Here is a 12,085-nt window from a genome sequence, read left to right as displayed (position 1 = left end):
GCGGGTTTTGTGAGCAAAACATCAACCATCTGGCGAAAATGTCCTCAGTGGGGGAAGAACTGGATGCAGGGGAAGACCACGTGGATCTTTGCAGATTGCTTGCCAACAGTGAGTTCCTGATCCTTTTGAATCAGGCAAGCACAGACCGGGAGGAACTGGCAAAGCTTCTGAACATTTCAGACAACCAGCTGTCTTATATCACCAATGTAGGCGCCGGTCATGGCCTGATCCGCTGTTCCGGGAACATCGTGCCTTTTGAGAATACCTGGCCCCGTGCGACCAGGCTGTATCAGTTGATGTCCACAGCGCCGGGAGATAAGCCGGGAAGCGGCAGGGAATAACCGGTCTAGTGTAACAGAAAATCAAAAAATACTTATTTTGCAGCACCGCACTTAGATGGAAAGTGCGGTGTTTTCAGATGGAAGGAGTGACAGCAAATGAAAACGACATTGCGTGTTCCGATGATGGAGCAGGAACAATTACAGGAATTGCTGCGGATATTAGAGGACCGTGGCATGGAGACGGAAAAGAGGCAGGTCATGGACCTGGCGCAGTATCTGGACGGGATGGACGAACAGCTGGGAACGGTTCTGGAGGAATTAAAGGAGGTAAAAGAGCAGCTGGGGGCAATCCGGGAAAGCGGCCGCAGTCCGGGTAGTCACCAGAGTAGAGGGCAGGCTTCGGGAAGCCAGGGAACAGGTACAGGAACTGAAAGGAAAGTTTCTGGAAGGGGTTAAAAAGACCATAACGTTATTCCACGAAAAAGGGATTGTGGCACTTGCAAAGAGCATGGACGTTCTGGGCATTCAGAAGGGGCTTTGGAAACTGAACGCCCATCTGGAGCAGACCCTTTTAGCGGCTGACCGGGGGATAGACCGTCTTGGAAATATCGCAGACGAGATGCATGAGGCAGCCAGCCATATCGGAAATATCGGCAGGGAACTGACAGGAAAAGCACCAAGGGCTGCGTCCGGACGGCGGCAGGCCGGGAAGTAAAAACAGCGCCAAGGATTGTGAGAAGTTCACCTGCCGCCTCCGGTAAGATTAAAACGACCCGGAATGCGGTACAGCAGGGACAGAAGCTGCAAGCCATACGTGCCGTAAGACGTACCGCAGCGAAAACAGCGGAGTCAGCAGGCACGGCTAAGACGGCAGGGAGAACGGCGAAGACAACGGTCCGTGGAATGAAAGCGGCGGTTCAGGGAGCCGTGACATCGGTGAAGGCGATGGGGGCGCTTCTTGCGTCTGCAGGAGGTTTCCTTGTGGTGTTTGTGGTTATTGCAGACATTATCGCCGGCGCTATGTTTTCCGGCAGCTCCCAAAGCGCAGAACCACTGAGCCAGGAGGTGCTTGCCTATACGCCTACGATACAGAAATACGCTGCGGAATATGGAATCCCGGACTATGTCTCCGTCCTGCAGGCAATCATCATGCAGGAATCCGGGGGCAGGGGGACGGATCCCATGCAGTCCAGCGAATGCCCTTACAATACCAGATTTCCCAATAGTCCCAACGCGATCACAGAGCTGGAATATTCCATTCAGGGCGGCGTGCAGTATTATGCCAGCTGTGTGGCAGAGGCAGGATGTAAAAGCCCTTATAACATGGACAAGCTGAAACTCAGCTTGCAGGGGTACAATTACGGCAACGGGTATATCACTTGGGCGATACGGAATCACGGGGGATACAGCGAGGCAAACGCCCTGCAGTTTTCGCAGGAGCAGGCGGCAGCCCACGGCTGGGCAAGGTATGGCGATCCGGAGTATGTACCCCATGTCCTGCGGTATTATTCCGGGGGAGGCGGTCTCTTTGCCGGTCTGTTTGGAAATGAGCAGATTGTAACCATTGCTAAGTCACAGCTTGGAAATGCAGGAGGGCAGAAATTTTGGTCATGGTATGGATTTGACGGCAGGGTGGAATGGTGCGCCTGTTTTGTCAGCTGGTGTGCAGATCAAAGCGGGCTGACTGCATCAGGGAGTGTGCCGAAGTTTTCCCTTTGTGATGATGGAATCACTTGGTTCAAAAGCCGGGGGCGTTGGAAGGACAGAAGTGGCTATACGCCGGTGGCGGTGACAATTATTTTCTTTGACTGGGTGAAAAACGGAGTGAGCGACCATGTGGGGATTGTGGAGCGCTGTGAGAACGAGATTGTTTATACGCTGGAAGGAAACTCTGGAGATGCTGTGAAGGAGAGAAGTTATCCGATTAATTCTCCTATAATTATGGGATTTGGAACTTTAAACTAATGAGTTACAAAAATTTTTGAATGGATTAGCAAAGCACTTGCTGATGGATTAAACTCTCAGCTTTTCTTTATGATTTCGCAAATTAGTTTCTAATTCTAAATAGAAAAATGCACAGTTTTTGCACATTTCTTATGACATTGCTTTAATGTTTATTCTGAAAAATTTGACTTTAACATTTCAAGTAATCGTTCAGCAATGGGCGTAAAAACCTGATATTTTTTCCATATCAGGTACATATTTGTTTCAAGCCTAGGTGCGAGGGGACGGAAAACAAGGCCGCTGTCTGGATTCGTGTCAATCAGATGCTTAAATGTCAAAAGATAGCCCAGTCCTTCTTTCACAAAAAGCGATCCATTATAAGACAGGCGAAATGAACCCTCAAGGTGTAATTTATCCATGCTGTTACCGCACCATTTAGAAATATCATTGTTCCATCCCTGTTCGGAACAAAATAAAGGAAGTCCGATTAAGTCATCAACGCAGATGGCGCTTTTTTCTGACAGTGAACAGTCTTTTGGCATGACAAGGCCCCATAGATCAGCATTAGGAAAGGTTAAATAATGATATTTAGCGGTATTGGGTTCCTGCGCCAACACAGCAAAGTCAATGATGCCTTTATCCAACTTTTCCGTAACCTGTTCTGTATCGCCGCTGGTGATATGATAGCGCAGGTCAGGGTAAGTCTCTTTGAATTTTCTGATTGTAGCGGCGAGGTGTCTAATCTGATAAGATTCCGCCAGACCGAAATAAATATCGCCACCCAAAACATCATCTAAGGTGAGAAATTCGGTTGTGATCTTATCTGCCATTTTCACCAGATCCTCTGCCCGCTTTCGCAGCAGGATACCTTCTTCGGTAAGCTGTATGCTGAAGCTGTGCCGGATGAACAGCTTTTTCCCAAGCTCATCTTCCAGCGTCTTTAATTGCTTGGAAAGTGTAGGCTGGGTAACATGAAGCAGTTCTGCCGCGCGGGTCATATTTTCTTCTCTTGCCACTGCAAGAAAATATCTCATGGTTCTCAATTCCATATTGTCCTCCTATGACATTCCGAAAATTCATATCACGGTATAAATTATAGCCATTAGCGAAACGAAAATCAAGAGGATATAATACAAACATAAAAGGAAGGGAGGCGTTCGTACGGATGATCTGATACAGAATTTAAAGGATGCAGGCTGCGGATCACAAACCATTGAAACAGTCTGCAGGCTGTATTGCAACGGCCAGGTTCAGGATGCGGTTAAAATTCTGCGAAAACACCGCTGCAGTCTGATGGACAGCCTGCATGAAAGTCAGGAAAGAGTTGACTGTCTTGATTTTTTAGTATGGCAAATAGAAAAAGAAAGAGAGCATTGTAAAATGAAAAATACTGTAAAATTGGAATTAACAAATGAATGGGATAAAACATTTCCTAAAAGTGAAAAGGTGAACCACCGCAAAGTGACCTTTCATAATCGCTACGGCATCACGCTGGCGGCAGATCTTTATGAGTCCAAAGAAGCTTCCGGCAAATTGTCGGCGATTGCGGTATGCGGACCCTTTGGCGCAGTGAAGGAGCAGGCCGCAGGGTTGTATGCACAGACAATGGCAGAGCGTGGTTTTCTTACAATTGCGTTTGACCCTTCTTATACTGGCGAAAGTGGCGGTGAACCCAGGTATATGGCTTCTCCTGACATTAACACCGAAGATTTTCAGGCAGCAGTAGATTTCCTCTCTGTACAGAAAAATGTTGACCCGGAAAAAATCGGTATTATCGGCATCTGTGGCTGGGGAGGTTTGGCACTTAACGTGGCAGCGTTGGATACCCGCATTAAGGCGACAGTTGCCTCCACCATGTATGATATGTCCCGCGTCAATGCCAACGGATATTTTGATTCCGAGAACTCTGCCGACGCACGGTATGCAAAGAAAGAAGCCATGAACGTCCAGAGGATTGTGGATTATAAAAATGACAGCTACGCCTTGGGCGGCGGTGTAGCAGACCCGCTCCCGGAGGATGCACCGTTCTTTGTGGCAGACTATCACGATTATTATAAGACCGACCGCGGCTATCATAAGCGTTCCTTAAATTCTAACGGAGGATGGAATATGATTGGATGTATGTCCTTTATGAATCAGCCAATCCTTAAGTACAGCAACGAAATCCGCAGCGCAGTGTTGGTAATGCATGGAGAGAAAGCGCACTCCTGCTATTTCAGCCGTGACGCTTATGCCGCTATGGTGAAAGATAATCCTTATACAGACAACAAGGAGTTGCTGCTCATTCCAAATGCAGTCCACACCGACCTGTATGATGGCGGCGGGAAAGATGCGATTGCCTTTGATAAACTGGAACAGTTCTTCGGGGAAAATCTGAAATAGGGACGAATTTTACAAGGAGGATTTACATGAACATATTAGTATTAAACGGAAGTCCAAGAAAGCAGGGAAACACAAAACGGATGGCCGAAGCATTCCGCGAGGGCGCTGAGTCAGTGGGGCATGAAGTTCATATCGTAGAGGTCTGTCATATGAAAATAGCGGGCTGCCTGGCTTGCGAATACTGCCATACAAAAGGAAACGGTGTGTGCATGCAGAAGGATGATATGCAGGAGGTTTATGAACTGCTTGATAAGGCTGAGATGCTTGTAATTGCATCACCGATTTATTATCACGGTATTTCCGGTCAGCTCAAATGTACCCTTGACCGTTTTTATTCCGCCGCTTATCCGAGAAAGCCGAAGAATCTGAAAAAAGCAGCTATGATATTAAGCTCAGGTGATGCCAATCAGTATGATGGTGCCTTGTTCTCTTTCAAAGGCGATTTCGTGGATTATCTCGGTCTTGAAAATATGGGGGTGTTTACGGCTCATGGGAGTGAGAATGGTTCCGTCGCGAAATTAAAAGAAATCAGAAATTTTGGAATGTCTTTGGAATAGCAGGACAGGAGGATTTGAAATGAGGAAAATTCTTAGCTTTATGCTAATCTTATTGCTGCTGTTTGCGATGACAGCCTGTGGACAAACCAATCAGAATGAAACAGGGAAAAGCGGGAGCACAGACGCAGATTTATCAGTGGAAATTGATGAAAGCACAGAAGAAACAGAATTAGCTTCTGAAGACGGGAGCAGCGAACCATCCATCAAGGAGGAAAACACAATGAAAGCGGAGTTCGATTTTGAAAAAAAGACAGTTACGTTAAACAGTGGATATGAGATGCCGATCAACGGTCTTGGAACCTATAGCCTTCATGGGGATGAGTGCATCAATTCTGTGAAATCTGCATTATTAAACGGTGTCCGCCTGATTGATACTGCTTCTGCTTATGGCAATGAGGAGGAGGTCGGACAGGCAATTCGGGAAGCGGTTAGCGAAGGAATCGTACAGCGCGAAGATGTTTTTGTTACGACTAAAATCTATCCGGGTGATGAGATGAAAAATCCGACTCAGTCGATTCAGGCTTGTCTTGACCGGCTGAATATCGGCTATGTGGACTTAATGCTATTGCATCACCCCGACCCAAATGATGTAGAGTCGTACAAAGCGATGGAACAGTTTGTAAAAGAGGGAAAAATCCGTTCGATTGGCCTGTCAAACTGGTATGTGGAGGAATTGACAGAGTTTCTGCCACAGGTGGATACAGTTCCCGCATTGGTGCAGAATGAAATCCACCCTTATTATCAGGAAAATGATGTAATTCCCTATATTCAAGGTCTTGGTATTGTAGTACAGGGCTGGTACCCTCTCGGTGGCAGGGGGCATACGGAGGAGCTGCTTGGTGACAAGGTGATTTCCGAAATTGCAGAAGCACATGGGAAATCATCTGCACAGGTTATTCTTCGGTGGAATCTACAAAAGGGAGTGGTGGTAATTCCCGGTTCCAGTAACCCCGAGCACATTCAGGAGAATACAGAATTGTTTGATTTTGAGCTTACAGAAGATGAAATGGAGCGGATTAATGCCCTTGACCGTGGTGAAAAGCATGATTGGTATTAAGGATAAGAAATAAGGGAGGTGTGAGGATGAAGGTATTAGGAATCAACAGCAGTGCAAGAAGGAATGGGAATACTGCAATTTTAATAGAAAAGGTATTTGATGTGCTGAATAATGCTGGCATTGACACAGAGTTAGTACAGCTGGCGGGGAAAGTGATTGAGCCGTGCAAAGCCTGTTTCTCTTGTGGTGGTCTGGGAAACTGTGTGCATCAGAAGGACTGTTTTGGAGAAATACTTGATAAGATGAAGGATGCAGATGGAATCTTGCTGGGATCTCCTGTATACTCCGCAAATATATCGGCTAACATGCAGGCGCTTTTAGAACGAGCCGCTGTGGTAGGTGACATGAATCCAGGTCTATTTACCCACAAAGTCGGCGCAGCAGTGGCGGCAGCACGCAGAGGTGGTGCATTGCAGGCCATAGATGCGATAAATCACTTTTTTCTGAATCATGAGATGTTTGTGGCAGGCTCCACGTATTGGAATATAGGATACGGGCAGATGCCGGAGGATGTCAGAAAGGATTTGGAAGCACTTGCAAATATGGAGAATCTAGGACAGAATATGACATATCTGTTGAAAGCACTAAAAACTCTATGAGATTGTGCCAGAGGAACCATATACTGACATAGATTTAGCCTTTTATACGAATAGACGGACGCACCAGGAGTAAAAATAATCCGTCTGTACTTCCCACGGAAATCTTATTTTATCGCTTTAAAATAAATTTGGAAGAGAAATTTCCTTAACTGCTTCTACAAATCTAACCACATCCCCTTCGGCGTCAAGGCTGTACAGCAGACCATAGGGAATGCTGTACTCCCATTCAACAGGTATGGATACGAGTCCCGGATGTACTTCCTGCCAGCATTCCAGCGTGAGCAGGACTTGATCGGTTTCCGCGCAGCGGTTAAATACAGACATGTCGTAAAACTGCGGGGTATCCTCTATCTGGATTTCGGGATGATGCGTAGACAGGTCCTTTCTCAGATTATCATTGATACTGGAATCCCCCGGTTTTACCATCATCAGAGTTTCCCCGTACAAATCTTCTATAGAAATGGACGGACGTCCTGCCAGCCGGTGTTCCCGGGATACGGCAATCATTTTCTTATATCTTCCAAGCGGCAGAAAATTGCAAAGGCTAAGCCATGCTTTTGAATCACATACCCCAATGAGAAAATCAAATTTTCTTCCTAACTGTTCAATTTCGTATAAAATCCCTTCGTGATTATCTTCAAAAGGAACCAGATGCAGCTTATATTCAGGGAAATCCTGGCTCACCCGATACCACAGATCCATGAAAGGCTTCGCTGGATTCAATAGCGAGGTGCCTACACAAAACGTTGTGTCACATAAATGCATGGCTGCCCTGGCACTTGCGACAGATTTCTGTGAGTAATCCATGATAAATTTTGCGTCCCGGTAAATGACAGAGCCTGCGGGGGTAAGCCCGATCCCGGAGGGCGTGCGTTCCATCAAAACCAGATCAAGTTCTTTTTCCAGCGCATTCATCTGTTTCATAACAGCAGTGGGGGAAATATACAGACGTTCGGCCGCTTTTGTAAAGCTTCCGCAGTCGGCGACTGCTATGAAAGTATCAAGCATATGGTTATACATAAACACCTCCTGAAAACAAGGAATAAACAAAAAGTTTATACGATAATAACATAATGGAGATTCCCGGTCAAGCACACGGCAGATATAATAATGATAGAGGCAAAAAGGTCACTGACGAAAAATAAAGAAAAAAGGAGCGGTTTTATGGAAAAATTGATAGCTTATTTTTCACGTAAAGATGAAAACTACGTGAATGGGATGATTAAAAACTTAGATGTGGGCAACACAGAGGTGGCTGCGGGTATGATTCAAAAGTTGACAGACGCTGCGCTCTTTAAAATAGAACCGCAAAGGCCCTATTCCAAATCATACAATGAATGTATTGCCCAGGCTCAGGACGACCAGAAGCGGGATGCCCGCCCGGAGCTGAAGAACTATCCGGAAAGCCTGAATGACTACCAGACAATCTATCTTTGCTATCCCAACTACTGGGGGACAATGCCTATGGCAGTCTTCACCTTTCTGGAGCGTTTTGATATGACAGGAAAGACGATTAAACCATTGTGTACCCATGAAGGAAGCGGCCTGGGGAGCAGCGTAAGTGATATCAAACGTCTCTGCCCCGGCGCGAAAGTGGAGGAGGGTCTGGCCCTTCGCGGAGGAAGTGTATCCAGAGCAGAAGAACAGATTAAAGAATGGGTGTAACAAAAATAAAAAGATTCAAAAAAGTGAGGCAGACAATATGAAAATCATGGATAAAACAGAATTTGACAAGTTAAATGTATTCGGGCAGGGAGAGCCCAATGACGGATTTGCACAGTATTTTACCGGAAAGTCTTACTTAAATGTGCTGAATGATTCCCAGATTGAGGGCGGAATTTTCACTGCCAATGTAACCTTTGAACCGGGATGCCGGAATAACTGGCACATCCACCATGCACAAAAGGGCGGCGGGCAGATGCTGATCTGTACGGCGGGTGAGGGATGGTATCAGGAAGAGGGGAAAGAGGCAGTAAGCCTGACACCCGGAACCGTGATTCACATCCAGCCGGAGGTAAAGCACTGGCACGGGGCAAAGAAAGATTCATGGTTCAGCCACATTGCTTTGGAGGTTCCGGGGGAGGAGACAGGGAATGAATGGTGTGAGCCTGTAACAGAAGAAGAGTACGCAGCTTTATAATGCAGATGGGATGTAGGAAAGGGACTGAAGAATGGAATATTTAGGAAAAGATATAAAGAAATTAGGCTTTGGACTTATGCGGCTGCCTCAGAAAGAGGATAAAATTAATATTGAGCAGACAAAGCAGATGGTAGATATGTTTATGGAGGCCGGATTTACCTATTTTGATACGGCATGGGCATATGCTGGCAGCGAGGACGCCATTCGGCAGGCGTTGGTAGAACGTTATCCCAGGGAGAAGTATCAGCTTGCCACGAAGAATGCAGCGTGGATCAACTGCAAGACCAGAGAGGAAGCCATTGCGCAGTTTGACGTATCGTTAAAGCAGACAGGGGCTGAATATTTTGACTTCTATCTGTTACATAATCTGGGCGAGGCGCGTACACAGTATTTTGATGAGTACCGGATGTGGGACTTTGTACAGGAGAAGAAAGCGGAAGGGAAGATTAAGCACATTGGATTCTCTTTTCACTCTACACCGGAAGAGCTGGAAGATATTTTGACAAGGCACCCGGAGATGGAATTTGTGCAATTGCAGATTAACTATGCTGACTGGGATTATCCGGCAGTGCAGTCACGCCGCTGCTATGAGGTGGCGAGGGAACATGGCAAACCGGTTATCATTATGGAACCGGTCAAAGGAGGAATGTTAGCAAATCCGCCTAAGTCTGTACAGGACATCTTAAAGGAAAGTGAACCGGATATGTCAGTGGCATCCTGGGCGGTGCGTTTTGCAGCAAATCTGGAAGGTGTCATCACGGTTCTGTCCGGGATGAGCAATGTGGAACAGATGAAAGACAATCTGTCTTATATGAAGAATTTTACGGGACTTACCGGAGAAGAAGAGGCAGTTATCAAAAAGGCACAGCAGGAAATGAAGAAAGTTCCGTTGATTCCCTGTACCACATGCAACTATTGTGCCAAAGTCTGTCCTAATCAGATTGGCATTTCCGGCTCCTTTACAGCAATGAATTATCTCACACTTTACGATGATCTGGCATTGGCAAAACACCAGGAAGAATGGCTGGTGGGCGGCCATGGCCTGAAAAAAGCAGCGGAATGTGTTCAATGCGGGAAATGTGAGAAGGCCTGCCCTCAGCACATTGAGATCAGGAAAGAGCTTGCGAGAACAAGCCAAATATTGGGGTGAGACAGGCAATACCAGTGTGATCCGGGAAACCAGAAGATTTAAGAGAGGTGTAGAGGATGAAACAATTTTATGAGACAGACCCGGAATTTATGGAAAGATTTGAGCAGTTTACATTCCGGGAAGTCGTAGATGAGGAGAATCAGCAGTTAAATGACACAGACAGGTATTTGGCGATTCTTTCCTCACTGATTGGATGTCAGGGTATAGACGCATTTCGCCTTATGCTGCATGAGGCGCTTGAAAAGGGACTTACGCCGGTGATGGTGAAAGAGATCGTATATCAGTCTGTAGATTATATGGGGTTTGGCAGAATGCTTCCATTTTTAATGGTGACAAATGAAGTATTCCGGTCAAGGGGAATTCCGATGCCCTTAGAGGGCCAGGCCACCACTACAATGGAAAACCGCCTGGAAAAGGGCGTGCAGGCGCAGATAGATATTTTCGGCGAAGGGATGAGGGACTTCTATAAAGGCGGCCATATCAACCGCTGGCTTGCCGCCAATTGCTTCGGCGATTATTATACAAGAACAGGACTGGACTTCAGGCAGCGGGAACTGATTACATTCTGCTTTCTGGCGGCACAGGGCGGCTGTGAACCACAGCTTATCAGCCATGCGCAGGGGAATATGAACCTCGGAAATGATGAGGCATATCTGATACGGGTGATCTCCCAATGCCTGCCATATATAGGCTATCCCCGCAGCTTAAATGCACGCACATGTGTAAATCAGGCTGCCCAAAACAGTAAAAAAGAGGAGGTGCGCCATGCCTTATATAGCGATCAAAGCGTTTCCAAAAGATGAAGAAACGAAACGCAGGACAATTGAAAAAATCAATCAGGTATTCTTGGAATCGTGGGGATGCCCACAGGAGGCGGTAACAATTTCTTTTGAGGAAATCCAGCCGCAGGATTGGGACGAAAAAGTAAGAAATTCGGAAATCCTGCCACAGATGGATAAGATGATGATTTTGGACGGGAAGAAAACTTGTTAAATAGACTGAAACAAGGAAGAAAACATTTTTTTATTTTCTGCTTTGCATATAAGGTAGTAGGTTACCGTTGCTTCTTCATCTGAAATAGGTACACAAATCCGGCCGGATGGTGTTATCCTGTATTTCTCAGACAAATTCGTAACAAAAGAGGGAAGGGAAGAGGCCTGAACCAGCTCATTAAAGCTAAACCGGTCATTCTGGGTGAGAAATCGAGAATCCGGCATTTTTTCCATGACAAAAGACCAGAAACCAATGTCCGGCATTAAAAGCATATTTTCACCATTCATATCCGAAAATGACAGACTTTTTCTTCGCGCATATTTGTGCCCTTTTGGCAGCGCAAACATCAGGGTTTCCCGCCCGCATTTTTTAGAAAAGTACTGTTTTCCCTCTGGTTTTTTAGGAAGTGTGATCAACTGATATACATTGTCATCCAGACCGGACAGGAGTTTTTCTACTGTGTCCTGTTCTGTCTGGAGTGAAAGGTGGGGGAAAAGCTCTGTCATTAAGGGAGTCAGAAACCATACCGGGGCCGGTGCACACAGACCCAGCATAATGGTACGGCTCTTACGGTCATAATCACGTACTTTTGCGGCCAGTGAATCTGCATCCACAAGAAGTTTTTTCGCAAGCTCCAGCATATATTGGCCATTGTCGTTAAGCTCTATTCTATTTTTCGTCCTGTCAAAAAGGGAGATGCCCAGATCATCCTCCAGCTTTTTCATATTTCTGCTTAATGCAGGCTGGGATAAATGCAAAATTTCTGCAGCTTCTGATAAGGTTCCGGTATCTGCAAATGCCGCGAGCTGTCGCAATTCATAAAGTTCTATCATTACTATCCCCTCCAGTATTAATTCTATTTATAGCAGTATTCGCAACTGGCATTGTACATTTTCATAAAAAAAGGTATAAGATTCGTCCTGTAAGACAGATGAATCACTTCATGGTCTTAACAAAAATTATAGCACAAAAAGAAACTTTT

At 46.0% G+C, this 12,085-nt stretch carries 13 protein-coding genes and 2 pseudogenes; 12 read left to right on the top strand and 3 right to left on the bottom strand.

Annotation, left to right across the window (positions count from 1 at the left end; translation table 11 throughout):
* Positions 1-95 precede the first annotated feature (95 nt).
* The 3 genes and pseudogenes from ACGHCT_RS16420 to ACGHCT_RS16410 all read left to right on the top strand — a co-directional run.
* Positions 96-341: pseudogene (locus ACGHCT_RS16420) on the top strand (hypothetical protein); the annotation flags it as partial.
* 96 nt (positions 342-437) lie between these two features.
* A pseudogene (locus tag ACGHCT_RS16415) lies at positions 438-996 on the top strand (DUF6674 family protein).
* A 17-nt stretch (positions 997-1,013) separates the two neighbouring features.
* Complete coding sequence (locus ACGHCT_RS16410; protein WP_390436908.1) at positions 1,014-2,246, top strand: lysozyme family protein; 1,233 nt, start codon at positions 1,014-1,016, stop codon at positions 2,244-2,246.
* A gap of 149 nt (positions 2,247-2,395) precedes the next feature.
* Here ACGHCT_RS16410 and ACGHCT_RS16405 read toward each other — a convergent pair whose 3' ends face one another.
* Positions 2,396-3,274: a LysR family transcriptional regulator gene (locus ACGHCT_RS16405; RefSeq protein WP_390436906.1), complete on the bottom strand. Its 879-nt coding sequence runs from the start codon at positions 3,272-3,274 to the stop codon at positions 2,396-2,398.
* 331 nt (positions 3,275-3,605) lie between these two features.
* Between ACGHCT_RS16405 and ACGHCT_RS16400 the strand changes: the two genes are divergently transcribed.
* The 4 genes from ACGHCT_RS16400 to ACGHCT_RS16385 are packed head-to-tail and all read left to right on the top strand — an operon-like array spanning position 3,606 to position 6,820.
* Positions 3,606-4,607, top strand: coding sequence for an alpha/beta hydrolase (locus ACGHCT_RS16400; RefSeq protein WP_390436904.1), 1,002 nt, complete (start codon positions 3,606-3,608; stop codon positions 4,605-4,607).
* Between the two features lie 26 nt (positions 4,608-4,633).
* The gene (locus ACGHCT_RS16395; RefSeq protein ID WP_390436903.1) at positions 4,634-5,164 is read left to right on the top strand and encodes a flavodoxin family protein; all 531 of its coding nucleotides are present in this window, start codon (positions 4,634-4,636) and stop codon (positions 5,162-5,164) included.
* 19 nt (positions 5,165-5,183) lie between these two features.
* Positions 5,184-6,221 carry an aldo/keto reductase gene (locus ACGHCT_RS16390; protein WP_390436901.1) on the top strand — a complete coding sequence of 346 codons (1,038 nt, stop codon included), beginning with the start codon at positions 5,184-5,186 and terminating at the stop codon, positions 6,219-6,221.
* Between the two features lie 26 nt (positions 6,222-6,247).
* On the top strand, positions 6,248-6,820 hold the full coding sequence (locus tag ACGHCT_RS16385) for a flavodoxin family protein (RefSeq protein WP_390436899.1): 573 nt from the start codon (positions 6,248-6,250) through the stop codon (positions 6,818-6,820).
* Positions 6,821-6,937: 117 nt separating this feature from the next.
* Here the strand turns inward: ACGHCT_RS16385 and ACGHCT_RS16380 are convergent, their stop codons facing one another.
* Positions 6,938-7,840: a LysR family transcriptional regulator gene (locus ACGHCT_RS16380; RefSeq protein ID WP_390436897.1), complete on the bottom strand. Its 903-nt coding sequence runs from the start codon at positions 7,838-7,840 to the stop codon at positions 6,938-6,940.
* 144 nt (positions 7,841-7,984) lie between these two features.
* Here ACGHCT_RS16380 and ACGHCT_RS16375 point away from each other — a divergent pair, with 144 nt between their 5' ends.
* Genes ACGHCT_RS16375 through ACGHCT_RS16355 form a run of 5 tightly spaced genes read left to right on the top strand, consistent with a single transcriptional unit; the run spans position 7,985 to position 11,103 of the window.
* On the top strand, positions 7,985-8,485 hold the full coding sequence (locus tag ACGHCT_RS16375; protein ID WP_390436895.1) for a flavodoxin: 501 nt from the start codon (positions 7,985-7,987) through the stop codon (positions 8,483-8,485).
* A gap of 37 nt (positions 8,486-8,522) precedes the next feature.
* On the top strand, positions 8,523-8,960 hold the full coding sequence (locus ACGHCT_RS16370) for a cupin domain-containing protein (protein ID WP_390436893.1): 438 nt from the start codon (positions 8,523-8,525) through the stop codon (positions 8,958-8,960).
* Between the two features lie 31 nt (positions 8,961-8,991).
* Positions 8,992-10,110: an aldo/keto reductase gene (locus ACGHCT_RS16365; RefSeq protein WP_390436891.1), complete on the top strand. Its 1,119-nt coding sequence runs from the start codon at positions 8,992-8,994 to the stop codon at positions 10,108-10,110.
* A gap of 56 nt (positions 10,111-10,166) precedes the next feature.
* The gene (locus tag ACGHCT_RS16360; RefSeq protein ID WP_390436890.1) at positions 10,167-10,913 is read left to right on the top strand and encodes a carboxymuconolactone decarboxylase family protein; all 747 of its coding nucleotides are present in this window, start codon (positions 10,167-10,169) and stop codon (positions 10,911-10,913) included.
* Positions 10,876-11,103, top strand: coding sequence for a tautomerase family protein (locus tag ACGHCT_RS16355; protein ID WP_390436889.1), 228 nt, complete (start codon positions 10,876-10,878; stop codon positions 11,101-11,103). The genes ACGHCT_RS16360 and ACGHCT_RS16355 overlap by 38 nt, the downstream gene beginning before the upstream one ends.
* On the opposite strand, the gene ACGHCT_RS16350 is transcribed toward ACGHCT_RS16355, so the two are convergent.
* The gene (locus ACGHCT_RS16350) at positions 11,100-11,936 is read right to left on the bottom strand and encodes a LysR family transcriptional regulator (RefSeq protein WP_390436887.1); all 837 of its coding nucleotides are present in this window, start codon (positions 11,934-11,936) and stop codon (positions 11,100-11,102) included. The two genes, ACGHCT_RS16355 and ACGHCT_RS16350, sit on opposite strands and share 4 nt — an antisense overlap.
* Positions 11,937-12,085 lie beyond the last annotated feature (149 nt).

The sequence above is a fragment of the Lactonifactor longoviformis genome (genome assembly GCF_042848515.1).
In the GTDB taxonomy this organism is placed as follows: Bacteria; Bacillota; Clostridia; order Lachnospirales; family Lachnospiraceae; genus Lactonifactor; species Lactonifactor longoviformis.
This window is presented reverse-complemented; position numbering and strand designations above follow the sequence as displayed.

Excerpts from the sequence above, each read along its gene's own strand:
- ACGHCT_RS16405 (WP_390436906.1), bottom strand. The coding sequence starts at position 3,274 with ATGGAATTGAGAACCATGAGATATTTTCTTGCAGTGGCAAGAGAAGAA.
- ACGHCT_RS16400 (WP_390436904.1), top strand. The coding sequence starts at position 3,606 with ATGAAAAATACTGTAAAATTGGAATTAACAAATGAATGGGATAAAACA.
- ACGHCT_RS16395 (WP_390436903.1), top strand. The coding sequence starts at position 4,634 with ATGAACATATTAGTATTAAACGGAAGTCCAAGAAAGCAGGGAAACACA.
- ACGHCT_RS16390 (WP_390436901.1), top strand. The coding sequence starts at position 5,184 with ATGAGGAAAATTCTTAGCTTTATGCTAATCTTATTGCTGCTGTTTGCG.
- ACGHCT_RS16385 (WP_390436899.1), top strand. The coding sequence starts at position 6,248 with ATGAAGGTATTAGGAATCAACAGCAGTGCAAGAAGGAATGGGAATACT.
- ACGHCT_RS16380 (WP_390436897.1), bottom strand. The coding sequence starts at position 7,840 with ATGTATAACCATATGCTTGATACTTTCATAGCAGTCGCCGACTGCGGA.
- ACGHCT_RS16375 (WP_390436895.1), top strand. The coding sequence starts at position 7,985 with ATGGAAAAATTGATAGCTTATTTTTCACGTAAAGATGAAAACTACGTG.
- ACGHCT_RS16370 (WP_390436893.1), top strand. The coding sequence starts at position 8,523 with ATGAAAATCATGGATAAAACAGAATTTGACAAGTTAAATGTATTCGGG.
- ACGHCT_RS16365 (WP_390436891.1), top strand. The coding sequence starts at position 8,992 with ATGGAATATTTAGGAAAAGATATAAAGAAATTAGGCTTTGGACTTATG.
- ACGHCT_RS16360 (WP_390436890.1), top strand. The coding sequence starts at position 10,167 with ATGAAACAATTTTATGAGACAGACCCGGAATTTATGGAAAGATTTGAG.
- ACGHCT_RS16355 (WP_390436889.1), top strand. The coding sequence starts at position 10,876 with ATGCCTTATATAGCGATCAAAGCGTTTCCAAAAGATGAAGAAACGAAA.
- ACGHCT_RS16350 (WP_390436887.1), bottom strand. The coding sequence starts at position 11,936 with ATGATAGAACTTTATGAATTGCGACAGCTCGCGGCATTTGCAGATACC.